The following is a 24,091-nucleotide window of genomic DNA, read 5'->3' as shown; positions in this document are numbered from 1 at the left end:
TTCAGGAGGATTTGAACCTGATCTGTAGGCAGTTAGCAACTAGATTGTACGATTGCGGTATGACTAAACATAGATTCTTGTTGGTAGACGGTTCTAGCTACCTCTATCGCGCCTTTCATGCTATGCCAGACCTCAGAAATGGGGTGGGCGATCCAACGGGGGCAATCTATGGGATGGTCAATATGATGCGCCGAGCACGTTCGGAACTCAAGGCTGACCATATTGCCTGTGTTTTTGACGCTAAAGGCAAGACTTTCCGAGATGAAATGTACTCTGAGTACAAGGCTCACCGCTCTCCCATGCCTGAAGATCTGGTTAAGCAAATTGAGCCGATCCATGCCATGGTGAAGGCTTTGGGCTGGCCGGTACTGATGGTTTCTGGGGTTGAGGCCGATGATGTGATTGGTACCTTAGCTTGCCAGGCTACTCAAGCTGGTTGGGAAACCATTATTTCTACTGGCGACAAAGATTTGGCCCAGTTAGTGAATTCCTCAGTCACCTTGATTAATACGATGACCGACGAGAAATTAGACATCGATGGGGTGATTGCAAAATTTGGCGTACCTCCGGAGCGCATTGTCGACTACCTTTCGATCATTGGGGATACCGTTGACAACGTACCCGGTGTTCCGAAGGCGGGCCCTAAAACAGCAAATAAGTGGCTAGCTGAGTTTGGCGACCTAGACAACTTGATGGCAAATGCCGATCAAGTGAAAGGCGTTGTTGGTGAGAACTTACGTAATAGTTTGGAATGGCTTCCAAAAGCACGTCAACTCATTACAGTTAAAACGGATTGTGATTTATCTCCTCACCTTCCTGGCTTAGATGATCTACATGCAAAACCAGAAGATGCACCACTTCTGCGTGAGCTATTTGAACGCTACGCATTTAAGACTTGGTTGCGTGATGTGGAGAAGCAGTTGGGTGGAGCGGCTCCTGAAGCTAGCGGCGGTTTTGATTTAGCCGGTAGCCCCATCAAAAACTCTTCGGAAGAAAATGTAAAAGCTGCTACCAAGAAGTTCGGCCCCACTGCTACAGAGGCAACAACTGCCTTATCGCAAGAAACAACGGATCTGCAAGGTGCTATTGCCAAGCACTATGAGTGTGTTGTTGATGAAGTTGCACTAAATCGCTGGATTAAAAAAATTGAAGGTGCAGAATTAACAGCTGTCGATACAGAAACTACTAGCTTGGATGCGCTAGCTGCTGAGCTAGTCGGTATCTCGCTTTGCGTCACTCCCGGAGAGGCCTGCTATATCCCGGTGGCGCACCGTAATGGAGAGGCTCAACTGAGCCGCGAATTGGTTTTAGCGCGCATGAAATCCTGGCTAGAAAGCGCTACCCATCTGAAGGTAGGGCAAAACCTCAAGTACGACAGCTACATCTTTGCAAACTATGACATTACTTTGCAAGGCATTGCGTTTGACACCATGCTGGAGTCTTACGTATTGGAATCGCACATGCCGCACAACATGGATAACTTAGCTGAGCGTCATCTCGGCATGAGGACTATTAAGTATGAAGAGGTATGCGGTAAAGGTGTGCATCAGATTGGCTTTGATCAAGTTGATCTGAAGATTGCTACAGACTATGCGGCAGAAGATGCTGACATTACCTTGCGCTTACATCAAGTGCTATGGCCGCAAATCCAGGCAAGCCCAGGCCTTCTTTATGTTTATGAAAACATTGAGATGCCAGCAATGCGTGTGCTTGGCATCATGGAACGCAATGGCATTCGGATTGATTCTGCGCTGCTATCTCAGCAAGGCCAAGAGGTAGGCAAGCGTTTGCTTGCCTTGGAGGGAGAGATTCATAAGCTTGCTGGACAGCCATTCAACATTCAGTCCCCCAAGCAGATCGCAGAAATTTTGTTTGGACAACTAGAGCTTCCTGTGATTAAGAAGACACCATCGGGCGCACCATCTACTGATGAAGAGGTTTTACAAAAGTTAGCTGAAGACTATCCTTTGCCTGCGCGTGTTTTGGACTACCGCAGTCTTGCTAAGTTAATGTCGACCTATATTGAGAAGCTGCCACGCATGGCTGATTCTAAAACCGGCCGCGTTCACACGAGTTTTTCTCAAGCGACTGCAGTGACAGGGCGCCTGGCTTCAAGCGATCCGAACTTGCAAAATATTCCTGTTCGTACAGAAGAGGGTCGACGAATTCGAGAGGCGTTTATTCCAGCTGAAGGTTGCAAACTTCTTTCTGCTGACTATTCTCAAATTGAATTACGCATCATGGCGCACATTGCTGAAGATGAAAACTTGCTAGCTGCATTCGCTGCTGGTAAAGATGTGCACCAAGCTACAGCCGCTGAGATTTTTGGTGTGCCGCTGGAAAGCGTCACTTCAGAACAGCGTCGCTATGCCAAGGTGATTAATTTTGGCTTGATCTACGGTATGAGCGCCTTTGGTCTAGCTGGAAACTTAGGTATTGAACGCTCGGCAGCTCAGAATTACATTGCCAAATACTTTGATCGCTATCCGGGGGTCGCTCAGTATATGGAGCGCACTCGCCTGGAAGCTAGGGAGAATGGCTATGTCGAGACAGTCTTTGGTAGACGCCTCTGGCTGCCGGAGATTAAGGGTTCCAATGGCCCTCGTCGCCAGGGTGCGGAGCGGGCTGCGATTAATGCCCCTATGCAGGGTACTGCGGCTGACCTGATTAAATTGGCCATGGTGGCAGTTGAGAATTGGCTAGAAAAAGAGGGCCTCAAAACCCGCATGTTGCTTCAGGTGCACGATGAATTGGTATTTGATGTACCCTTAGATGAGCTGGAGCTCTTGCAGGCAAAGCTGCCTGATTTGATGTGTAAGGTGGCCGATCTAAAGGTTCCTTTGGTAGTTGGTATTGGGATTGGCGATAATTGGGAAGAAGCGCATTAATTACAGGCGAGGAGACAAAAAATGACTGCTAAAAAAGATCTGGATTCAAAAGTAGTTGCTACCGACAGAAGAGGTTTCATGAAAGCCTCTGCCATTACAGTAACCACGATGGGAATTGGTTTTGTAGCCGCTTCAGAGCCTGTAATGGCGCAAGCAATCGAAACCGATTTCAAGGACATTAAAGCGGGTGAGCAAATGATTCCAGTCGGCAGCTTTCAGATGCCAGCTTATGTTTCTCGTCCAGAAAAAGCCAAAGGTAATTTGCCGATTGTGATCGTCGCTAGCGAAATCTTTGGCGTACACGAATACATTGCTGACGTTACTAGACGCTTTGCTAAATTGGGTTACATGGCTATTGCCCCAGAATTTTTTATCCGTGCAGGCGATCCTAATACCTATGGAACTACTGCCGAGATCATGAGCAATATTGTTGCCAAGACTCCGGATTCTCAAGTCTTAAATGATTTGCAGGCAGCCATTCAATGGGCTGGCAAAAACGGTGGTGATGTGAAAAAAGTTGGCGTCACAGGATTTTGCTGGGGTGGCCGTATTACTTGGCTCTCAGCTACGCTACCTCAGGTCAAGGCTGGTGTAGCTTGGTATGGCCGTTTAGTTGGTGAAAAAACTGAAGGCAATCCTCGTCACCCAGTGGATATTGCAGCTGACCTAAAGGCTCCAGTGCTTGGCTTGTATGGTGGGGCAGATGCTGGCATTTCTTTAGAAACGGTTGAGCAGATGCGTCAAGCACTAGCGGCGGCAGCCCCCAAAAATCGAGCTGCTAAAGCTTCTCGTTTTGAGGTGTATCCAGAAGCACCCCATGGCTTCCACGCAGACTATCGCGTTTTATATCGCGAAGGCTCAGCTAAAGATGGCTGGGAAAAGTGTATTTCCTGGTTTAAACAAAACGGGGTTGCTTAATTTTCATGTCAGCACTACAAAGCATTTTGTTGGTAACAGCGCTAGCAGGAGTTGCTAGCGTTCTTGTTGCAGCAAGCTTTTCTTTGTCTTTCCTGTCAAAGATGGTTCACAGCATGGTCAGTGTGTCGGTAGGTATTTTGCTGGCTACTGCCTTGCTACATTCATTGCCTGAGGCATTTACGATGCCGGGTGTAGATGCTCAGTTGTTATTTGCTACCTTGCTTGCAGGTCTCTTGGGCTTTTTCTTGCTTGAGAAAATCGCTTTACTACGTCATAGCCATCACCACGAAGGGGATGGTCATGGCCATCACCACGGACATGATGCGGAAGTTGCGGGCCGCAGTGGTTGGATGATTTTGGTAGGCGATGGACTGCATAATTTTGTTGATGGTGTTTTGATTGCGGCTGCATTTATGGCTGATTACCAAGTCGGTATCTTTACTGCGATTGCGATTATTGCTCATGAGATCCCGCAGGAAATTGGCGATTTCATCGTATTACTCAATGCAGGATTCACTCGCACTCGTGCATTGATGTACAACCTGATTTGTGGTTTATCTGCAGTGGTGGGCGGGGTATTGGCGCATTTCTTTTTAGAGAGAGTGAATGCGGCAATGCCTTACTTGCTTGTGATTGCTGCAAGTAGTTTTATCTACATTGCAGTGAGTGATCTCATTCCACAAATGCATCGCCGCCCACATTGGGCCGAGTCTTTACGTCAAACGATTTTGATTGCTTGCGGCGTTGGGTTTGTAATCTTGCTCTCGCTACTGCATTAAAGCGCTACTGGCCTGCTTGGGTCGGCGCACCACTCGCTCCAGCTGCCTGCATACAGACGTGAGCCTTTGAGGTCGGCGATCTCCATTGCCAATAGGTTATGACAGGCTGTAACTCCAGAGCCACATTGATGAATGACTTCAGAGGCTTTGGTTGATCCCAGAAGACCTACAAAGTCTTTGTAAAGTTGTTCTGGAGCCTTGAAACTTTTTTTGGAGAGATTTTTTCTGAAGCAATAATTAATCGCATTGGGGATGTGCCCGCCAACAGGGTCTAAGGTTTCATTTTGACCATGGAAGCGATCATTTGCACGAGCGTCCACAACTACATTATTTTTGGCTCGGAGATTGTGAACAACTTCCTCTACCGTTACTAGGCCAACATAAGGCATTGCGGGTACCGGTGTTGTTGTGGGCTTTGCTTCACGTGGCATCGTGCCAATCGGGCCATTCCAGGCATCTAGGCCACCATCTAACACTTTCACATTTGCATGGCCAGTAGCTCTGAGCATCCACCATAAGCGACTGGCATATACGGAACCTTGATTGTCGTAAGCAACTACCAAGGTATTTGAATCAATACCCAAGCGTGATTTAGTTTGTGCCCAAGCCTCAGGACTAGGTAGCGGGTGACGGCCATTCTTGCCCGTCTTTTCGCCAGACAAATCGTGGTCTAGGTCGACATAAAGAGCGCCAGGAATATGCCCCTCTAAATAAGACTTGCGACCAGCTTCTGGATCAACTAAATCAAAGCGGCAATCACAGAGCAATACATTCTCGCCACTGTTAATGATTTCTTCTAACTGGTTTGCAGTGATGAGAGGCGTCATGATGGCTTCCTATTGAGAGCGGGATGGGTGTTGCTAAATTATGCGCCTTCATAACTCATGGCGCGACGGTACCATTCATGGAAATGTTGCATGCCATCTTCCATCGGGCTTTGGTATGGACCTACTTCATTTTGACCGCGGGCTAGCAGGGCGGCGCGACCGGCATCCATACGCTCTGCAATTTCATCATCTTCGATGCAGGTTTCCATATAGGCTGCACGCTCTGCCTCCACAAACTCACGCTCAAAGAGGGCGATTTTTTCTGGGTAGTAGAACTCAACCACGTTCCGAGTTTTATTCGGACCCATTGGGTGCAGGGTGGAGACGCATAGCACGCCTGGCTACCGCTCCACCATCACATTCGGATAGTAGGTCAGCCAGATGGCGCCATGTCGCGGTGTTTTGCCCTCGTGGTGACGCAGTACTGCTTCATGCCACTTTTGATAAACCGGTGATCCGGGTTTCTCTAGGTTCTTGTGAATGCCAACAGTTTGTACGCTGTGCCAGTCACCGAATTCCCAACGCAGGTCTTCGCAAGAAACAAACTTACCCAAGCCTGGATGAAATGGAACAACGTGATAGCCCTCGAGGTAGACCTCAATAAAAGTCTTCCAGTTGTAATTGCATTCATGGACTTCAACGTGATCCAGTACATAACCTTCAAAGTTGAGATCATCAGCCACGCCGAGTTTGGCAAGATCAGCTCGCACATCACGTGGACCTTCAAACAAGAGTCCTTGCCAATTCTGCAAAGGCGATTTACCTAAATTAAGACAAGGCTTATCTTCAAAATGGGGTGCGCCCATGAGTTGACCATTTAAATCGTAGGTCCAACGATGTAATGGGCAAACAATATTGTCCGCTTTGCCTTTGCCATTGAGCATGAGTGTTTGGTGATGACGACAGACATTGGATAGGAGTTCAATACCTTCTTGATTGCGAACCAAGAGGCGACCTTCATTTTCTGAGGTCAAGGTTTGGTAGGAGCCAACTTCAGGAACCATGAGTTCGTGACCAACATAGCCCGGGCCCTGCTTAAAAAGCAGTTCAATTTCACGTTGATAGGGTTCAACGTCAAAATAAGCCGAAACCGGCAGTTGTAAATTGGACGGCGCAAGCTGCTGCGCGGTAGCCAGATTAGTCATTCTCCCCACCCCGAAAACGTCAGCCGAAGCTAAGCGGAATAACCAATCCAACCATCGACGGATCGATATTGGAAAGGAAGGAGGGGATTATACCCATCTAGCCCCCATCTCGCTTTAATATGTAGGGCTATATCTGTATCTGTAAGAAATTTGAAGGAAATAAGCCAATGCCAGCAAAGAAATCTGAGGGTCAGAAACCCGGTCTTGAGGTTCAAATCGACCCTAACTTGCGTTATGAGCAGGCTGTAAAGGAGCTGGAAAAGCTGATTTCTGACATGGAGTCTGGCAAATTCTCCCTGGAAGAGACGCTTTTGGCATACCAGCGTGGTGCGGCGCTCCTGAAACACTACCAGGCCATGCTGGCTCAAGTTGAGCAGCAAGTTCGAGTATTTGAAGTCTAAGTTACGCGCAAATTAAGCCTTCATGAACAATACGCTTTCATTCGAGGATTGGGTTCGTGCTCACGGGCAACGAACTGAATTGGCTTTAGACAATTTGCTTGATGCTGCTAATACCAACCCTGCGCGCTTGCATCAAGCCATGCGTTATGCCGCTCAAGGTGGTGGCAAACGTATTCGTCCTTTATTAGTTTATGCCGCTGGTGCTTTGAATGACGACACAAATCAAAGTGCATTGGATGCTGCTGTTGTGGCAATCGAATGTATCCACGCCTATTCCTTGGTGCATGATGATTTGCCTTGTATGGACGACGATGATTTGCGTCGTGGTCGACCTACAGTACATAAGGCCTATGATGAGGCGACTGCTATGTTGGTTGGCGATGCATTGCAGACTCGCGCATTTGAAGTGTTGGCAAACGCACAGTGCGACGCCGACATTCGCTTAGCGATGATTAGTGCATTAGCTAGTGCATCTGGTTCGCGCGGTATGGCGGGCGGGCAAGCAATCGACTTGGACAGTGTGGGAAAGAAACTGGATCTCGCAGGCTTAAAGCAAATGCATGCGATGAAAACAGGAGCCCTGCTTTCTTGTTCGGTACAGATGGGTGGTATTGCTGCCAAACTCCATTCCACCCAAATGCAGCATCTACAAAATTACGCCCAAGCCTTAGGTTTGGCTTTTCAAATTGTGGATGATGTGCTCGATGCCACTGCAGATAGTCAAACCCTGGGTAAAACTGCTGGGAAAGACGCTGCCAATGACAAGCCAACCTATGTGACCTTGATGGGTTTAGACTATGCTAAGAAAGCAGCAAAAGATTTGCAAGAAACAGCAATTGCTAGCTTAGAGAGTTTTGGCCCTAAAGCCCAAGCCCTAAAAGATTTGGCTCTGTTAGTGGTTAATAGAGGCAAATAAGATTACTGAAGATTTGATGACTTTAAATTCTATTCACTCCCCTACAGATTTAAAAAAACTTCCCCGTGAGCAGCTTCCTGCACTCGCAGATGAGTTGCGTCAGTTTGTTTTGGATTCTGTTTCTAAAACAGGGGGACACCTTTCCTCTAATTTAGGAACGGTCGAGCTATCAATCGCGCTGCACTATGTGTTTGATGCGCCGGCCGATCGTGTGGTGTGGGATGTGGGTCATCAAAGTTATCCACACAAAATCTTAACTGGTCGTCGCGAGCGCATGAATACCTTGCGTCAGTTCGATGGCTTGTCTGGTTTTCCTCGTCGCGCTGAAAGTGAATACGATGCTTTTGGTACCGGCCACTCTTCTACGAGTATTTCTGCGGCGATGGGTATGGCGCGTGCCTTCCAGACCAAAGGCGAGAAACAAGTTGCCGTTGCAGTGATTGGTGATAGCGCGATGACAGGTGGTATGGCATTTGAAGCCATGAACAATGCTGGTGTGTATGACGACTTGCCATTAGTAGTCATTCTGAATGACAACGATATGTCGATCTCGCCAGCAGTGGGCGCGCTCAATCGACACCTCGCTAGATTGCTGAGTGGCAATATTTACTCTGCAACCAAAAAAGGTATTGATAGCGTTTTATCGATTGCTCCCCCTTTACGTGAGTTTGCAAAACGCTTAGAAGATCATGCCAAGGGCATGGTCTCACCCTCTACGATTTTTCAAGAATTTGGCTTTAACTACTTCGGGCCCATTGATGGCCACGATTTAGATGCGCTCATTCCGATGTTGCAAAACGTACGCCGCTTGGCACTTGAAGGCCGTGGCCCACAGTTCCTGCATGTCGTGACGCGTAAGGGTCAGGGCTATGAGTTAGCTGAAGCGGACCCAGTTCTGTATCACGGACCAAGTAAGTTCAATCCGGAAGAGGGTGTGAAGAAGTCCACCGGTGCAACTCAAAAAACCTTTACCCAAGTATTTGGCGAGTGGCTCTGCGATATGGCGCATGCCGATCCACTATTGATTGGCATCACACCAGCAATGCGTGAAGGCTCCGGTCTCGTTGAATTCGAGCAGAATTTCCCGAAGCGTTACTACGACGTCGGCATTGCCGAACAACATGCAGTGACTTTTGCTGCGGGTATGGCATGCGAAGGTATGAAGCCAGTCGTCGCAATCTATTCAACCTTCTTGCAACGTGCTTACGATCAACTGATTCATGATGTAGCCATTCAGGATTTGCCGGTGCTGTTTGCATTGGACCGCGCTGGTTTAGTTGGCGCAGATGGCGCAACACATGCGGGTGCATATGACATTCCATTCTTACGCTGCATTCCGAATATGTTGGTATTGACGCCAGCAGACGAAGCGGAGTGCCGTGATTTATTGACCACGGCTTTTCATCAGCCCCACCCAAGCGCAGTGCGTTACCCACGTGGTGCCGGTGTGGGAACGATTCCTTCGAAAGAATTGCGTACAGTGCCATTAGGCAAAGGTGAGTTACGCCGCAAGTCCAATGCACCTGCAGGCCAGCGCATAGCAATTTTGGCTTTCGGAACTTTGCTCTACCCAGCGCTTGAAGTGGCTGAGAAAATTGATGCCTCCGTTGCCAATATGCGTTTTGTAAAGCCATTAGATCTGGATCTTCTCAAATCCTTGGCGCAAGACCATGATTATTTTGTAACGATTGAAGATGGCGTGATTCAGGGTGGTGCTGGTAGTGCGTGCTTAGAAGCGCTTTCCGCCATGGGTATCAATAAGCCTCTATTGCAACTAGGTCTTCCAGATGAATTCGTGGAGCATGGCGATTACAAATTGCTGATGAGTAAATGTGGCCTGGACTCCGAAGGGATTGCAAAGGCGATTTCCTCGCGTTTTCCTGTTAAAACCACTGCAAATCCTGTCGCCGCGGGCAAATAACTCATTTTTGCCTGAAAATAGAGTCATGAACGACATCAACACCGCCTTTCTCAAACCGCAAACCATGCCGGACATTCAGTCCTCGCATGATGAGCGTGCTTTACCAATTGAGCGGGTGGGTATTCGGGGATTGCGTCATCCATTAAGTATTCGCACTCAGACAGGTGTGATGCCAGCTGTTGGTAATTTTGAAATGGATGTAGCTTTGCCTGCGCATGTGAAGGGTACTCACATGTCCCGCTTCATTGCGCTTTTGCAAAAACACAATGAACCAATTGATAGTGCATCTGTAGTTGGAATGGTCCGTGAGATGTTGCCGCTACTCAATGCAACAGAAGGTCGCATTCAATTTACCTACACACACTTCGTAAAAAAGGCTGCACCCGTATCTGGTGTTGAAAGCTTGATGGATTACGAAGTGACGTGGACTGCGAAAGCAAAACAAAATGCGGCTGGTGCAATCGACGTTGAGTTAAACCTCCGCGCCTTAGTTCCAGTGATGAGTTTGTGCCCTTGCTCTAAAGAGATTTCTGAATATGGCGCACACAATCAGCGCTCACACGTAACCATGTCTGTAGAGCTTGATCCGCGGACCAAGATGACGGTAGAAGATTTGGTTGCAGCCGCTGAGAGCCAAGCCTCAAGCGAGTTGTGGGGCTTGCTCAAGCGCCCTGACGAGAAGTGGGTTACTGAGCGCGCTTATGACAATCCAAAGTTTGTAGAAGACTTGGTGCGTGATGTTGCTGGCCAACTAAAGGACGATGATCGTATTTTATCTTTAGTGGTTGAGGCTGAGAATTTTGAGTCGATTCACAATCACAGTGCCTACGCCAAAATTAGTCTAGCTAAGTAATCAACCCAGATTATTGCTCGCCAAATCCCAACGGGGTTTGATATCAAAAGCACCCGAAGTTGTTGAACCATTATTTTCTGCCAACATGCGCAGCGCTCCAGCAAATGCAATCATGACGCCGTTATCGGTACAGAGATCCACTGGTGGGTAGTGCACTTCAAATCGATTCTTCTTGGCGCTGGCATTGAGAGCTGCGCGCAACTGCAAATTGGCACCCACGCCACCAGCTAGTACCAAGTGTTTACAACCTGTTTGCTTCAGCGCTTTCTCTGATTTGCTTACTAAGACCGCCACCAAAGAATCGACAAAGCTACGTGCAAGATCTGCATGAAATGTTGCAATCTCTTCTGGATTGGTAATGCCTAGTGACTTAAATTTTTTCACCTGGTTCAAAACTGCTGTTTTCAGTCCGGAGAAAGAAAAATCTAAATCCCCTGAATGCAGCATTGGTTTGGGCAAATCAAATCGTCCAGATTGTCCTTTTTCTGCCAATTTGGAGATAGCGGCACCGCCGGGGTAGTCCAAACCCAATAATTTGGCGGTTTTATCAAAGGCTTCGCCGGCAGCATCGTCTAAGGTTTCACCTAAAAGTTGGTATTTACCAACCCCGCTCACTAGCATCAGCTGGGTATGCCCACCGGAGACTAAGAGGGCAATAAAGGGAAATTCCAGTACAGAAACCCCTAAAAGCGGTGAAAGTAGGTGTCCTTCGAGGTGGTGCACCCCAATGGAGGGCAAATTCAGGCCTTGAGCCAAGGATTTGGCAAAAGCGCTACCCACGAGAAGGGCGCCAGCTAATCCTGGGCCTTGGGTATAGGCTACCGCATCAATATTTTTTAATTTGAGCCCGGCTTCATGTAAAGCATCGTCCAAAAGGGGTAAAACCCGTCTTATATGGTCTCTGGAGGCCAATTCTGGGACAACGCCCCCGTAATCCCGGTGCATGGCTATTTGGGAGTGCAAAGCCTGCCCTAGGATGCCCTGATGAGCTGGGGCGCGGTTTTCCCAGGGGGAGGTGTCGTAGAGGGCCACCCCGGTTTCATCACAAGAAGTTTCTATGCCTAAAACAATCATTTTTTTGCTTGGTCGTGCTAGAATCACATTTCAGTTAATTTTTCGATATTTTTCGAGCATATACGAGTTAAACAAGTATGACTACAGTCCGCCTCCGTGAGAACGAACCTTTTGAAGCGGCATTGCGCCGTTTCAAGCGCACCATTGAAAAAAATGGTCTTTTGACAGACTTGCGTGCCCGCGAGTTCTACGAGAAGCCAACGGCTGAACGTAAGCGTAAGAAGGCCGCTGCTGCTAAACGCCATTACAAGCGTATTCGCAGCCAGATGTTGCCTAAAAAGCTTTACTAATCGAATTTAAAAGCTCTCCTCACCGAGAGGCTTTGAAACCCGCTGACGGTGAAACGCAGCGGGTTTTTGCTTTTGAATCACCAGCAATTTATTAGATATTGAATACCGGGAAAAATGCCATGAGTCTGAAAGATCAAATCACCGAAGATATGAAAAACGCGATGCGTGCAAAAGAAGTAGCGCGCCTTGGAACTATTCGTCTTTTATTGGCGGCCATCAAGCAGCGTGAAGTAGATGATCGTATTGTGATGGATGATGCGAGTGTGATCGCTACCGTTGAGAAGATGATTAAGCAGCGTAAGGACTCCATCTCCCAATTTGAAAAAGCCAATCGTGATGATTTGGTCGCAATTGAAGTGGCTGAGATGGTCATTCTGCAAGACTACTTGCCTGCACAATTATCTGATGCTGAAGTAGGGGCTGCAGTGGCTGCAGCAGTTGCATCAACTGGAGCGGCTGGCCCACAAGACATGGGCAAAGTAATTGGCGTTCTGAAAGGTCAGTTGGCTGGTAAAGCTGATATGGGCAAAGTTTCTGGTTTAGTTAAAGCTGCGCTCGCTAAGTAAGCTTGAAATAAGCTAAAACTCAACACTTAAAAAAGCCTCACCCACTACTGATGGCTCTCATTCCCCAATCCTTCATCGCCGATTTGTTAAATCGGGTTGACATCGTGGATGTGGTTGGGCAGCACGTAAAGTTAAAAAAAGCGGGCGCGAACTTTCAAGGTTTGTGCCCTTTCCATTCTGAGAAATCCCCTTCTTTTTCTGTATCGCCTACCAAGCAGTTCTATCACTGCTTTGGCTGTGGAGCACATGGCTCTGCGATTAGTTTTCTCATGGAGTACTCCGGTCTTGGCTATGTAGATGCTATAGAAGACTTGGCGCGCTCTGCGGGATTGGATGTGCCGCGTGAAGAGCATACTGCGAATGATATTGCACGCCAACAGCAGACTATGGCTTTGAGTGAAGTCATGAGTGCAGCAGCTGATTGGTATCGCCAACAACTCAAAACAGCGCCTCGTGCAGTGGAATACCTTAAGGGGCGCGGCCTGACTGGCGAGATAGCTAAACGCTATGCCTTAGGTTATGCGCCGGATGGATGGCAGGGTCTTGAAGCGGTTTTTGGTACTTATGCAAACGATGAAGTGGCCAAGACTTTGCTTGAAGGTGGTCTGCTTATTCAGAACGAGCAGGCTGTGAATCAAACAACTCGGCGCTATGATCGTTTTCGTGATCGCATCATGTTCCCGATTCGTAATCCCAAAGGCCAGACTATCGGCTTTGGTGGGCGCATCTTAGATCAAGGTGAGCCAAAGTATTTAAATTCTCCTGAGACACCACTGTTCTCTAAAGGTAATACGCTGTACGGATTATTCGAAGCAAGACAAGCCATTCGTTCGCAAGAATATGTTCTCGTATGCGAGGGCTACATGGATGTAGTGGCACTCGCACAATTAGGTTTCCCTAATGCGGTGGCCACTTTGGGTACAGCTTGCACTGCAAATCACGTACGGATGTTGTTACGCCAAACAGATAAAGTGGTGTTTTCATTTGATGGCGACTCCGCTGGTCAGCGTGCTGCACAGCGTGCATTAGAAGCATGTCTGCCATTAATGTCTGATGACAAAGAGATTCGCTTCTTATTCTTGCCGACTGAGCATGATCCCGATAGTTATGTTCGTGCTTATGGATCACCTGCCTTTGAGAAGGTCATTAAAGAAGCTATGTCAATCTCAAGCTTCTTTTTTAAGATCGTTAGCCAAAATCATGAGCTGACAACTCCAGAAGGTAGAGCGCAAACTCATCACGCTGCAAAACCGTTATTGCTATCCATGCCACCAATTGCGCTGCGTACGCAAATTTTGCGCGAGTTGGCTATTCGAACAAATTCGACACCTGCCGAGCTGGAGTCCTTCTGTGGATTAGCGGTGGCACCTGCACCAGTGCAGCAAGGCTCTTACTCCAGTACCAATCAGCGTGCACCCAATTTCAACCAAGGCAATTCTGGTAATAGAACTCAAGGTGCTCCATGGCATGCATCCAAGGGTTCCGCTAAGCGAGTCGCAACACAAAATATTGCGCCACCACAAGCACCAACTGATTTAGCTGAGCAGATGTTACGGGTCTTGATTCAGTTTCCACATTTGGGCAAAGCGCTAGATGTCAATAAGAGGGCTCTTGCTTTGCAAGCCTCTGAATTACGTTCTACAAAAGCACTTGAGCTGATGAAAGATTTATTAGCTCAATGTGATCAGGTCGAGTTGATTCCTGGTGAGAATGGCAAGCCACCTGCAGTAGGTGCTGGCGCATTCGCTTTATTTCAAGAACAGCTATCTCGCAGTGAGCTTGCCCCACTCTATGAAGTATTGAGAAAACGGGTCATGGGTTCGGATTTGGATCTCGAAGGGGCGGTTGCAGATCTCGAAGGGGCGTTCAAAAAGCTTGAGCTCACCCATCTCAAAACGGAAATGACAGAAATCGCCCAAAAGATCGCTGCAAGCACTGCTACAGAGCAAGATCGGGCTCGATATCGCGAGCTGGGCGAAAGATTGAAATTCTCCTAAGAATTTTCTGATTTAGCCCTAGAAAAACCCGAAAATTACCCCATATTTTTAGTGGTGGAAGGGGTAAAAAAGTCGCAATCGACTATAATCCTCTATTCCCAGAAAAAAACCGATTTAATTCAGCCACTTGCGCTTTATTTTGAAGAAATTTGGGGCAAGTGGACAAAGTGGCTGCGCCTAAGCAGTAGAGAACAATCATCAGTAACGTGAGTAAGTGCGAATAAATGCCAAACATTAAGAAAAAACCAGCAGCTAAACCAGCCAAGCCAGTGGCAAAAGCCAAGACGCCCGCCAAACCAGTTGCTAAAGCAAAGGCCCCAGCTAAACCTGCAGCAAAAGCGAAGACACCTGCTAAGCCAGTAAAGGCACCAGCAAAGCCAGCTGCAAAAGCGCCAGCACCAACTAAAGTAGTTGCTAAGACTGCTGCAAAAGTACCGGCAAAGACCGAAAAAGTTGACGCTTCTAAAAAGGGTAAGGTGGCTGCTCCTAAGGTTGAAGCCGTGAAGGAAGCTAAGCCCGCAAAAGAAGTGAAAAAGACAAAAGAAGCTAAGGGTAAAAAAACGAAAGCAGTTGATGTAGAGGCTGAGGTTGTTGCGACTGAAGAAGTGAAGAAAGGTCGCAAGCCAAAAGCCGATGCTCCTGCAGAAGGCGTTGAGCCTGTATTGACTGATCGTCAAAAAGCGCGTGAACGTAAAGCAAAAGAAAAAGCCCTCTTAAAAGAATTTGCAGCACAACAGTTAGGATCTGAAGAGCAGCAAGAATTACGTCGTACCCGTTTGAAGACATTGATCAAGATGGGTAAGTCCAAGGGTTACTTAACTCATGGCGAAATGAATGACGTTATGTCAGATGAATTGTCTGATGCAGATGCATTGGAAACATTGATTAGTCTTTTAAATGACATCAACATCACTGTTTACGAGCAAGCTCCAGATGCTGAAACACTCTTGCTCAATGAAAATGCTTCAGCAACCACTTCCGAAGAAGAGGCTGAAGAAGAGGCGGAAGCTGCTTTAGCGACTGTTGATTCAGAGTTTGGACGAACAACCGATCCAGTGCGCATGTATATGCGCGAGATGGGTACTGTTGACCTCTTGACTCGTGAAGGCGAGATCGTCATTGCGAAGAAGATCGAAGCAGGCCTTAAAGATATGGTGATGGCTTTGGCTGCTTGCCCAGTCACGATTGGCGAGATCTTGGCTAACGTAGACAAGATTGCTAGCGGCGAGATGGAGATTGATCAGTTCGTTGATGGATTGGTTGATCCTAATGCCGAAGATATTAAGCTTGGACCAGAAGAACCTGAAATTGACCCAGATGCTGAAGAGGGTGGAGAAGATGAAGGCGGCGGTGGAGGCGGTGGCGCAGCTACGGCTAACGCCAAGCAGTTAGAGGAATTGAAGCAAATCTCATTAGAGAAGTTTGCAATTGTGCGCACGCAAGCTGACAAAATGCGTCGTGCTTTTGATAAAGAGGGTTACAACTGTCCAGCGTATATCAAGGCACAAGAGGCTATTCGTGGTGAGTTGCTTGGTTTCCGTTTGACCGCCAAGAGTGTTGAGAAGTTATGCGACACCATGCGCTCACAAGTGGATGAGGTTTGGAAGCTTGAACGCGGTATTGTGAGTTTGTTGGTAGATAAGGTAGGCGTCAATCGTGGTGAAGTGCTCAAAGACTTCCCGAAGATGTCCATGAATTTGGAGTGGACAACAAAGCTCCTAAAAGAAAACAAGCCATACACAGCATTGCTACAACGTAATGTTCCGGCCATTCAGGAACTGCAACAGAAGTTAATTGATATTCAGACTCGTGTTGTATTGCCACTTCCAGAATTAAAAGAAGTGAATAAGCAAATGATTGCGGGCGAGAAGCGTGCGCGTGAAGCGAAGCGTGAGATGACTGTAGCCAACTTACGCTTGGTGATCTCTATTGCTAAGAAATACACCAACCGTGGTTTGCAGTTCTTGGATTTGATTCAAGAGGGCAATATTGGTTTGATGAAAGCGGTAGATAAGTTTGAATACCGTCGTGGTTATAAGTTCTCTACATATGCAACTTGGTGGATCCGTCAGGCGATTACTCGTTCGATTGCTGACCAAGCGCGTACGATCCGTATTCCAGTTCATATGATTGAGACGATCAACAAGATGAACCGTATTAGCCGTCAGATCTTGCAAGAGACTGGCCATGAGCCAGATGCTGCAACCTTGGCACTCAAGATGGAAATTCCTGAGGACAAGATTCGTAAGATTATGAAGATCGCTAAAGAGCCTATCTCCATGGAAACACCAACTGGTGACGATGAAGATTCTCATCTGGGTGACTTCATTGAGGATGGTAATACATTGGCTCCAGCTGAAGCGGCATTGCATGACTCTATGCGTGATGTGGTTAAAGACGTATTAGATTCATTGACACCACGTGAAGCAAAAGTATTGCGTATGCGCTTTGGTGTTGAGATGAGCACAGACCACACTCTCGAAGAAGTTGGTAAACAATTTGACGTAACGCGTGAGCGTATTCGTCAGATCGAAGCCACGGCCTTGAGAAAAATGCGTCATCCAAGCCGTAGCGATAAACTCAAGACCTTCCTCGAAGAAGATTGATCCAAAGACTAACGGGCCCATAGCTCAGTTGGTTAGAGCAGAGGACTCATAATCCTTTGGTCCCAGGTTCAAGTCCTGGTGGGCCCACCAGAAATGCAAACCCTCATCAGCAATGGTGGGGGTTTTGTCATTTGAAGGTTGATTGAAGCAATGTTTATGTTTTTGCTTGTGAGAGCTAATTTAACGCTGATAATATCCAGTAGAACAGATAAATCTATTGAAAGAGAGTTCCTGGGATGTTATTGCCTCTGGGAGTAATTACAGAATTACAAGCCCTTCTGGGCGATCGCTTTAGCATGGCAAAGGCGGTGCGAGATCAACACGGGCGTGACGAATCACCTTATCCCGAATTGGCTCCAGACGCCGTAGTATTTGTCCAGACCAATGAAGAAGTGGCTTGTGTAGTTAAGCTATGCAATGAACATCATGTGCCAGTAGTAGCTTATGGTGCAGGGTCATCCTTAGAAGGGCATGTATTGCCGATTCATGGTGGAATATGTCTCGATCTAAGTCAAATGAATGCCATTCTAGAAATTTCACCCGATGATTTTCTAGTGACTGTGCAGGCTGGAGTACTGCGTAAGCAGCCCAATCAGGAAATCAAAGATCAGGGATTATTCTTTCCGGTAGACCCTGGGACAGATGCCAGTATTGGTGGAATGTGTGCCACCCGGGCCTCTGGAACTAATGCTGTGCGCTACGGCACCATGCGTGAGAATGTCGTAGCTTTAACTGTAGTCACTTCCGCTGGAGCTACCATTCGAGTTGGTTCTCGTGCACGTAAATCATCTGCTGGATATGATCTAACGCGGCTTTTCATTGGCAGTGAAGGTACCCTCGGAATCATTATAGAAATTACCTTAAAGCTTTACCCCTTGCCAGAGGGAATTTCTGCCGCAACATGTATTTTCCCATCGGTGAGCGCTGCGGTTCAAGCGGTTATTGCCATTATTCAATACGGCATTCCGATTGCGCGTGTTGAGCTAGTGGATGAGACTGCTATAACGGCGATTAACCGTTATGCCAAGTTGAGCCTACAGGAGAAGCCCACCCTATTTTTTGAGTTTCATGGATCTCCGCTTGGGGTGCAAGAACAGGCTGAAAATACTCAATCGATCTGTTCAGAATTCGATGGAAGTGGTTTTGAGTGGTCCGCAAATCCAGAGGATCGTACCAGGCTGTGGCAGGCTAGGCACAATGCTTATTACGCCTGTTTACAAATGCAAGCCGGAGCGCGCATCCTCAATACTGATATTTGTGTGCCAATTTCCAAGTTGGCCTATTGCATTGATCGGGCCCGAGACATGCTCAATCAATCCCATCTAAAGAGCGCCATACTAGGCCATGTAGGTGATGGTAATTTTCATGCCTTGATCATCATTGATCCTAATCGTGCTGAGGATATTCAAGAAGCGGAGAGATTGAATCGACTTATTGTTCAAGACGCCCTTAGTGTGGGCGGGACATGTACAGGTGAACATGGGGTAGGCATGCATAAAATACAATTTATGCTTGAAGAGCATGGTGCCGATGCGATTGAATGCATGCGTGCAATCAAAGCAGTATTTGATCCAAACAACATCCTTAATCCAGGGAAAATGCTTCCCGCTCCACCTCTTTAACAACTTGAAGTTTCAAGTGAGTGCTGTGGTTACTCGGTTCTATCCCCATCCATTAAATACCTTGTAAATTAATAAGGGCAGATTGATTTAGCTTGGGTTTTTCTATAAAGCCTTTAATACTTTTTTAACTATAAGTTATGTGCTCTGTATGCCCGAAGAAAATAAGCTTAAAATTTTCAATTAGACCGTTATTTGGCATCAGCTATTCTTGAAATTAAGGATCCTTAAAGATTTACTTCTTGACTTGAAAATAAAAGTCAATTTTGAAATACATACCAATGTTTATTGAGACAGCTATCACCATATGAAAAAATAACTTCAACCCTCCTTTTAATAATCTCAATTGGGCTTTCGGTGGCAAATGCCGCAGAGGTGAAAGTTGCTGCCGTATCTTTTCATTCGAAAGATCAGGCCTATAACATTCCAAAAATGTCTGAGATATCTGCAGCTGCTGCCAAAAATGGAGCAAGGCTGGTAGTTTTTCCTGAAATGTCCAGTACAGGATTTCTTTACCCATCCATTAATGAAGCTAAACCCAACATGGATACATTTCCAGGTAAAGCAACGGAAGCATTTGGGCGGGTAGCACAAAAATATAATACCTATATTGCCTGGGGCTACATAGAGTTCGACCCAGCAACTGGGGTAGCTTATAACTCCGCCGCAATCGTTGGGCCTAATGGGTTTAAAGGAAATTATCGAAAACATCAATTGGCTGTGGGCGATGACAATCTTTGGAGGGCTCCTGGTAATCTAGGCTTCCCAGTATTTGATACGCCAATTGGAAGAATTGCTCTGCTCGTTTGTTACGACGACACTCAATTACAGTCTCTTTTGTTGCCTGCACTCAGAAATGCAGACATCATTGCTTATCTAACCGCATCTTTATACAACCCTAAAAGTGAAGCAGGCGGCAGTGATAATCACACCACCATAGGATCTATGGCAACTTTGCCAGGTTGGATTGGTATTAATGTGGTGGGAGCAGACTCAAGTGGCGTCGATAAGGTTATGGAGATGACTCTGATCGGTCCTGGGGGCTCATCCATCTGGGGTGCTCAGGGTAACGTACTTGCATCGGCATCAGCGACAAACTTCACAGATCCTAAGCAGCCTAAGGTTGTGTACGCCACCATTAATACAAGCAAGTCAAATCCACAGCGTGAATTTTGGTTGAAGACTCGTCGTCCTGAGTTATATGCGGATTACAACTTCTATCGACCAACTCATGATAGTAATGTGAACAATGTTTCGGCACAGGTTTCTGCGGTGTTGGTTCAGTATGAGCCTAAGACAGGTGCAGTTGAAGAAAACTCGAAAGTAATTGATCGGTTGATTGATGAAAAAATCCTTGGGCAAGGTCTTAATCTAGCTGTCCTGCCATTTAACTCATTCATTGGTAATGAAACTATTACCAAGGAAAATGTGGCTAAATTTGCAGAGCCATTAAATGGCAAGAGCTACAACATAGCGGCTAACTTGGCAAAAAAATATCAAGTGAATTTACTTTTTAGCATGCCTGAAGTTGCTGATGGAAAGTACTATGAGACTGCCATCCTTTTTGATTTCACGGGTAAGCAGATTGGCCTTTATAGAAAATCCCATCTCAATGAAGTTGAGAAGACATGGGCAACTGCTGGTAATGAATTGCCTGTTTTCAATTCACCGATTGGGCGTATTGGTGTAGTCCTTAATGATGAGGCACACATTCCAGAGGTGACTGACATGTATATGTTGAAGCGCGCTAACTTATTGCTCGTTCCAGTCGCTTATAACCAAAAAGACTACGGCGGTGATGTCAAGATTCCAAAGGGGTTGATACCAGAGGAGTCCAATAAAGGTATGTTCATTTGGTTCTCAATGGCACAGCATTCTCAAGCATTTACCTTGGTTGCCAACTACGTCAATGGCGCCCATGGTGATGTAGGCCAAAGTGCTTTGTACTCACTCGTTCTTGAGGAGGGCTTCTATCCACCCAACATAGCTCCAAAAGATAAAGAGCTTGCACATCAGGTTGTTTTTGCAACCAACCAAAATCAAAATCTTTGGACCAATCAGCAACAAAAGGTTGTTGAGAGAATCTGGCAGGCGGCTTTGCCATTAACTCTACCCAAAGATAATGCTTGCTTTCAAGAGTGGCAAAAGAACTCTACTAGCCCCATTATTTGTAAGGGTCTTTATAAGTAATTTGGAGATTAATACGCTAAAGGCTAGGTAACAGCGCTTTTTATTTGCTGCTAGGTTTGATGCAACAACCAGAAATCTGGCTTTAACTGTACTGACTGGCTGGCGTTTATACCACCCGTCATTGCGTTCTCTGGGCTTGCTTAATCAAATGCTTGTTTCAACATTGCTAATTTTTCAATGGATGACCGATGCTTGTCGCAATAGCGGCCCAACTCCATGAGTGTGTGAAGATTGAGCTTATTTCTCAAAAAAGTACGATACATCTTTATCGTTCTAAGTGATAAACCCAAAATCTCCGCAACCTCCTGTTGCTCATGCCCTTTTCCTAATAGAAGGAGAACTTGGGCCTCTCTTTGGGTGATGGGTAGCTCAATTTGAATCTGATTGTCTTCAGATGACCTAATCATTTCCTTATTTTTATGGGCTGTAACAAATAATTTTTCCAGGGAATCGCTAATTTTCCCTGGAATAAATGGCTTTAGTATGAAATCAACCGCGCCCTCATGCCAGGCATCAATGACGTCAGACTGCTGAGCATTGTCGCTCATAAAGATGATGGGGAATTCAATGTTAATTTGCTTGAGTCTTTGTTGTAGCTCAACCCCATTCATACCCGGCATTTGGAAGTCCAATAATATGCACGTTGGCACTCCATCTTCAAAGTCAAAGTCATGAATAGCTGTGAGAAGTGATTCTGCCGAGTCAAACTTCTCCACTTGATAGTCTTGAGTAAGCCAAGCCTCGAGACCGTCTCGAACATCAAGATCATCATCTACGACGATTACCCTATTTTTTTCATGAGAGTGTTTTGGATAGCGGAATTTGAATGGTGAATCTTGCGCCACCATCGGAGCGGTTAGATACAGAAATTTCCCCATGATGTTTATTGATAATCGTCTTACATAACCAGAGACCAATACCAAGGCCATCCTTTTTGGAGGTCTTGTATAGCTCAAATATGGTGAGGAGCATTTTAATGTCAATGCCAGCACCCGTGTCCTCTATGTCAATCAGTGCAAATTGATCATCAGATCTAACGGAAATACTGATCTCACGAGACTGAGGATCAGCAGAGCTAATGGCATCGATCGCATTATTGAAAAGATTGATTAAGACTTGTTGAATTTGAATGGCATCACCCAAAATAGAGATATTGCTGCTGATTGATTTCCTTAGATGAATTTTCTTTGCTTCAAGAGTGGGCTCAATGATTTCTAATAACTCATTTACAGCGAATGCCAAATCAACTTTGTGAAAATCATGAATATTGGTATTAAATAACTGCCTGAGATTTTTTACTAGGTTAGTTAACTTGCTCAATCGTGAATTGATCTTATCCAGCATGATTGCGGCGACTTGGTTTCCGCCTGAATTATTGAGGTCGCGCTTCAAGGTTTCAGTTTGTAAACCAATGGCAGTTAATGGCTGGCTGAGCTGGTGGGCTAAAGAGCTAGCCAATGCGCCAATCCCGATAACTCGATTCGATGCGATTAAGTCCTGCAACAAGCTATTTTTTTCTTGGGTAACAACTACCAGATTTCTGTTTAGTGGATTAATGCTGAGGGTTCTATTGTCTACCCAACTAATTCTGAGCGATTGATAAGAGATATAACGGAATATATTGAGGATTAGGAAAAAGATATAAAAAGTAATGATTGTTGGGGTTGGGAATCGGACATTAATTGGAGTCTCTGTCATAAAGCAGCTTGCAATTCGCATGATGGTAAATAAACCAAGCATTAACTCAATATTTTTAATCCAAGTAAAAAAGAGATTCTTTCTGAGATCTGTATCTTTGGAATATTTGCAGATTGCATAAGTCCAAATACTAAAAGACGCATCTGCAATACTCGCCAATAAGGTTGTAGCTTGAACTGAAGAGTTTGTTTGGCGTACGAATTCAATCATCGAGGCATAGAGTAGTGCGCCACCAATGGCCCATATAAATTTTTTATTATTGCTGCTATTCGATAATGCATAAATGCTAAATAGCACGCATACATGCGAAGACCATGTTGAGAGATTAATGATGAATAAGAAGGGTGAGGCTATGAATACAGAATTCAAATTACCCAAGATAACCCCAATAATTCCGGGGATGATGCTCAATTCACCAAGAAAGAAGTATTTGCCAGAAGCATCAATCTTCCCATTAAATGAAAAATAAAGAATGCTTGCAGAGCATATTGTGATGAATAGGTAGGTTATCCCTAGGGCTGCTAGTGCATTCATGGCGACTGTAACTAGTTCGAAAAATGATGATTTCATTCTACTAGACCAATTCTTAGCTTGACTGTACCTAAGTACGTAGTGCATGCCTGTTTGGACTGTTAATTTAGCGATACCCCTTTGTGTAAGTAGCTCCATAACAATATGATTTCCACCGCCTTTGCATCTTTTGTAGCAGTCTTTGCTGCACTGTTTCCAATTGTTAATCCTTTAGGAGATGGGCCACTTTATCTAAATATGGTTCAGGGATGCTCTGAAGATGTTAGAAAAAAACTGGCTAGAAGTGTCAGTATTAATTGTTTCGCGTTACTTTTTGGGGCAATGTTGATTGGACCTCAAGTGCTGCTATTTTTTGGGATTTCACTTTCAGCACTTAAATTTGCCGGCGGAGCGGTGGTTATAGCGGTGGGCTGGAATTTACTCAATCAACAAGGTGCATCAGACCACAACACAAATTCTTCTTCTGGGATTACAGATGCCACAGCACCTAGTAGTGCTTTTTTCCCTCTAACAATGCCTTTAACTGTTGGCCCTAGATCTATTGCAACGGCCATTTCACTAGCCGCAGCAGCACAGGATGATAAAAACTTTCATTTTGTGGCTGAGATGCCAGCAGTAATTGGCGCCACATCAGCGCTACTTGCGCCATCACTTGTGATTTATTTGGTTTATCGAGAGTCATCAGGCATTCAGAAGCTTTTAGGGGCTAATGGAACCAATGTTTTGATGCGCCTTTTTGCATTTATTTTGCTGGCAACCGGCGTACAAATTTTCCTGGGTGGTCACAGGATATGCTCTAGAGTTGTCGAGACTGATGGCGGCTCATTAACAGCTTGTGATATTGGATGATGGAAATGCTGTCTTCCAGAGCG

The 24,091-nt window shown here is 46.0% G+C and carries 18 protein-coding genes, 1 tRNA gene and 1 pseudogene; 15 read left to right on the top strand and 5 right to left on the bottom strand.

All coding sequences use genetic code 11. The features are described 5' to 3' along the window. The first annotated feature begins 59 nt into the window (after positions 1-59). The 3 genes from polA to DXE44_RS07490 are packed head-to-tail and all read left to right on the top strand — an operon-like array spanning position 60 to position 4,585. Complete coding sequence (polA, locus tag DXE44_RS07500; RefSeq protein WP_114653891.1) at positions 60-2,888, top strand: DNA polymerase I; 2,829 nt, start codon at positions 60-62, stop codon at positions 2,886-2,888. 21 nt (positions 2,889-2,909) lie between these two features. Beyond that, on the top strand, positions 2,910-3,806 hold the full coding sequence (locus tag DXE44_RS07495) for a dienelactone hydrolase family protein (RefSeq protein ID WP_114653890.1): 897 nt from the start codon (positions 2,910-2,912) through the stop codon (positions 3,804-3,806). A 5-nt stretch (positions 3,807-3,811) separates the two neighbouring features. Further along, positions 3,812-4,585 (top strand): ZIP family metal transporter, encoded by a 774-nt coding sequence (locus DXE44_RS07490; RefSeq protein ID WP_114653889.1) that lies wholly within the window; start codon positions 3,812-3,814, stop codon positions 4,583-4,585. On the opposite strand, the gene DXE44_RS07485 is transcribed toward DXE44_RS07490, so the two are convergent. Then, a complete protein-coding gene (locus DXE44_RS07485; RefSeq protein ID WP_114653888.1) occupies positions 4,582-5,412 on the bottom strand; it encodes a sulfurtransferase in 831 nt (276 codons plus the stop codon). The two genes, DXE44_RS07490 and DXE44_RS07485, sit on opposite strands and share 4 nt — an antisense overlap. A gap of 38 nt (positions 5,413-5,450) precedes the next feature. Beyond that, positions 5,451-6,557: pseudogene (locus tag DXE44_RS07480) on the bottom strand (aromatic ring-hydroxylating oxygenase subunit alpha). Between the two features lie 167 nt (positions 6,558-6,724). Between DXE44_RS07480 and xseB the strand changes: the two are divergent. From xseB to folE2, 4 genes are read left to right on the top strand one after another with little or no spacing between them, the layout of a single operon-like run. After that, positions 6,725-6,958 carry an exodeoxyribonuclease VII small subunit gene (xseB, locus tag DXE44_RS07475; RefSeq protein ID WP_114653887.1) on the top strand — a complete coding sequence of 78 codons (234 nt, stop codon included), beginning with the start codon at positions 6,725-6,727 and terminating at the stop codon, positions 6,956-6,958. 22 nt (positions 6,959-6,980) lie between these two features. After that, positions 6,981-7,874: a polyprenyl synthetase family protein gene (locus tag DXE44_RS07470; RefSeq protein WP_114653886.1), complete on the top strand. Its 894-nt coding sequence runs from the start codon at positions 6,981-6,983 to the stop codon at positions 7,872-7,874. Between the two features lie 16 nt (positions 7,875-7,890). Further along, the gene (gene dxs / locus DXE44_RS07465) at positions 7,891-9,795 is read left to right on the top strand and encodes a 1-deoxy-D-xylulose-5-phosphate synthase (RefSeq protein ID WP_114653885.1); all 1,905 of its coding nucleotides are present in this window, start codon (positions 7,891-7,893) and stop codon (positions 9,793-9,795) included. 25 nt (positions 9,796-9,820) lie between these two features. After that, complete coding sequence (folE2, locus tag DXE44_RS07460; RefSeq protein WP_114653884.1) at positions 9,821-10,648, top strand: GTP cyclohydrolase FolE2; 828 nt, start codon at positions 9,821-9,823, stop codon at positions 10,646-10,648. Here the strand turns inward: folE2 and tsaD are convergent, their stop codons facing one another. Continuing rightward, a complete protein-coding gene (gene tsaD, locus DXE44_RS07455; RefSeq protein WP_114653883.1) occupies positions 10,649-11,722 on the bottom strand; it encodes a tRNA (adenosine(37)-N6)-threonylcarbamoyltransferase complex transferase subunit TsaD in 1,074 nt (357 codons plus the stop codon). It abuts the gene before it with no gap. 77 nt (positions 11,723-11,799) lie between these two features. Here tsaD and rpsU point away from each other — a divergent pair, with 77 nt between their 5' ends. The 7 genes from rpsU to DXE44_RS07420 all read left to right on the top strand — a co-directional run bounded on the left by rpsU (position 11,800) and on the right by DXE44_RS07420 (position 20,990). Then, positions 11,800-12,012 (top strand): 30S ribosomal protein S21, encoded by a 213-nt coding sequence (gene rpsU, locus DXE44_RS07450; protein ID WP_114653882.1) that lies wholly within the window; start codon positions 11,800-11,802, stop codon positions 12,010-12,012. Between the two features lie 119 nt (positions 12,013-12,131). After that, entirely contained in the window at positions 12,132-12,578 is a 447-nt protein-coding gene (locus DXE44_RS07445) for a GatB/YqeY domain-containing protein (protein ID WP_114653881.1), read from the top strand. Positions 12,579-12,628: 50 nt separating this feature from the next. Then, positions 12,629-14,575, top strand: a complete 1,947-nt coding sequence (gene dnaG / locus DXE44_RS07440; RefSeq protein ID WP_114653880.1) for a DNA primase — start codon at positions 12,629-12,631, stop codon at positions 14,573-14,575. Positions 14,576-14,799: 224 nt separating this feature from the next. Further along, positions 14,800-17,181, top strand: a complete 2,382-nt coding sequence (gene rpoD / locus DXE44_RS07435; RefSeq protein WP_114653879.1) for an RNA polymerase sigma factor RpoD — start codon at positions 14,800-14,802, stop codon at positions 17,179-17,181. Between the two features lie 13 nt (positions 17,182-17,194). Then, positions 17,195-17,271, top strand: a tRNA-Ile gene (locus DXE44_RS07430). A 146-nt stretch (positions 17,272-17,417) separates the two neighbouring features. Beyond that, the gene (locus tag DXE44_RS07425; RefSeq protein WP_114653878.1) at positions 17,418-18,803 is read left to right on the top strand and encodes an FAD-binding oxidoreductase; all 1,386 of its coding nucleotides are present in this window, start codon (positions 17,418-17,420) and stop codon (positions 18,801-18,803) included. A gap of 354 nt (positions 18,804-19,157) precedes the next feature. Next, entirely contained in the window at positions 19,158-20,990 is a 1,833-nt protein-coding gene (locus DXE44_RS07420; protein WP_162785905.1) for a carbon-nitrogen hydrolase family protein, read from the top strand. Positions 20,991-21,130: 140 nt separating this feature from the next. On the opposite strand, the gene DXE44_RS07415 is transcribed toward DXE44_RS07420, so the two are convergent. Beyond that, the gene (locus DXE44_RS07415) at positions 21,131-21,838 is read right to left on the bottom strand and encodes a response regulator transcription factor (RefSeq protein ID WP_162785904.1); all 708 of its coding nucleotides are present in this window, start codon (positions 21,836-21,838) and stop codon (positions 21,131-21,133) included. After that, positions 21,786-23,222 carry a sensor histidine kinase gene (locus DXE44_RS07410; protein ID WP_231970620.1) on the bottom strand — a complete coding sequence of 479 codons (1,437 nt, stop codon included), beginning with the start codon at positions 23,220-23,222 and terminating at the stop codon, positions 21,786-21,788. Before DXE44_RS07410 ends, DXE44_RS07415 begins: the two co-directional genes overlap by 53 nt. Positions 23,223-23,363: 141 nt before the next feature. Here DXE44_RS07410 and DXE44_RS07405 point away from each other — a divergent pair, with 141 nt between their 5' ends. Next, positions 23,364-24,068 (top strand): MarC family protein, encoded by a 705-nt coding sequence (locus tag DXE44_RS07405; RefSeq protein WP_114653874.1) that lies wholly within the window; start codon positions 23,364-23,366, stop codon positions 24,066-24,068. The last annotated feature ends 23 nt before the right edge of the window (positions 24,069-24,091 follow it).

Origin of the sequence: Polynucleobacter necessarius, assembly GCF_900095175.1 — a bacterium.
GTDB classification, from domain to species: domain Bacteria; phylum Pseudomonadota; class Gammaproteobacteria; order Burkholderiales; family Burkholderiaceae; genus Polynucleobacter; species Polynucleobacter necessarius_I.
This window is presented reverse-complemented; position numbering and strand designations above follow the sequence as displayed.

Coding starts and splice junctions, on each gene's coding strand:
- polA (WP_114653891.1), top strand. CDS start 60: ATGACTAAACATAGATTCTTGTTGGTAGACGGTTCTAGCTACCTCTAT.
- DXE44_RS07495 (WP_114653890.1), top strand. CDS start 2,910: ATGACTGCTAAAAAAGATCTGGATTCAAAAGTAGTTGCTACCGACAGA.
- DXE44_RS07490 (WP_114653889.1), top strand. CDS start 3,812: ATGTCAGCACTACAAAGCATTTTGTTGGTAACAGCGCTAGCAGGAGTT.
- DXE44_RS07485 (WP_114653888.1), bottom strand. CDS start 5,412: ATGACGCCTCTCATCACTGCAAACCAGTTAGAAGAAATCATTAACAGT.
- xseB (WP_114653887.1), top strand. CDS start 6,725: ATGCCAGCAAAGAAATCTGAGGGTCAGAAACCCGGTCTTGAGGTTCAA.
- DXE44_RS07470 (WP_114653886.1), top strand. CDS start 6,981: ATGAACAATACGCTTTCATTCGAGGATTGGGTTCGTGCTCACGGGCAA.
- dxs (WP_114653885.1), top strand. CDS start 7,891: ATGACTTTAAATTCTATTCACTCCCCTACAGATTTAAAAAAACTTCCC.
- folE2 (WP_114653884.1), top strand. CDS start 9,821: ATGAACGACATCAACACCGCCTTTCTCAAACCGCAAACCATGCCGGAC.
- tsaD (WP_114653883.1), bottom strand. CDS start 11,722: ATGATTGTTTTAGGCATAGAAACTTCTTGTGATGAAACCGGGGTGGCC.
- rpsU (WP_114653882.1), top strand. CDS start 11,800: ATGACTACAGTCCGCCTCCGTGAGAACGAACCTTTTGAAGCGGCATTG.
- DXE44_RS07445 (WP_114653881.1), top strand. CDS start 12,132: ATGAGTCTGAAAGATCAAATCACCGAAGATATGAAAAACGCGATGCGT.
- dnaG (WP_114653880.1), top strand. CDS start 12,629: ATGGCTCTCATTCCCCAATCCTTCATCGCCGATTTGTTAAATCGGGTT.
- rpoD (WP_114653879.1), top strand. CDS start 14,800: ATGCCAAACATTAAGAAAAAACCAGCAGCTAAACCAGCCAAGCCAGTG.
- DXE44_RS07425 (WP_114653878.1), top strand. CDS start 17,418: ATGTTATTGCCTCTGGGAGTAATTACAGAATTACAAGCCCTTCTGGGC.
- DXE44_RS07415 (WP_162785904.1), bottom strand. CDS start 21,838: ATGGTGGCGCAAGATTCACCATTCAAATTCCGCTATCCAAAACACTCT.
- DXE44_RS07410 (WP_231970620.1), bottom strand. CDS start 23,222: ATGAATGCACTAGCAGCCCTAGGGATAACCTACCTATTCATCACAATA.
- DXE44_RS07405 (WP_114653874.1), top strand. CDS start 23,364: ATGATTTCCACCGCCTTTGCATCTTTTGTAGCAGTCTTTGCTGCACTG.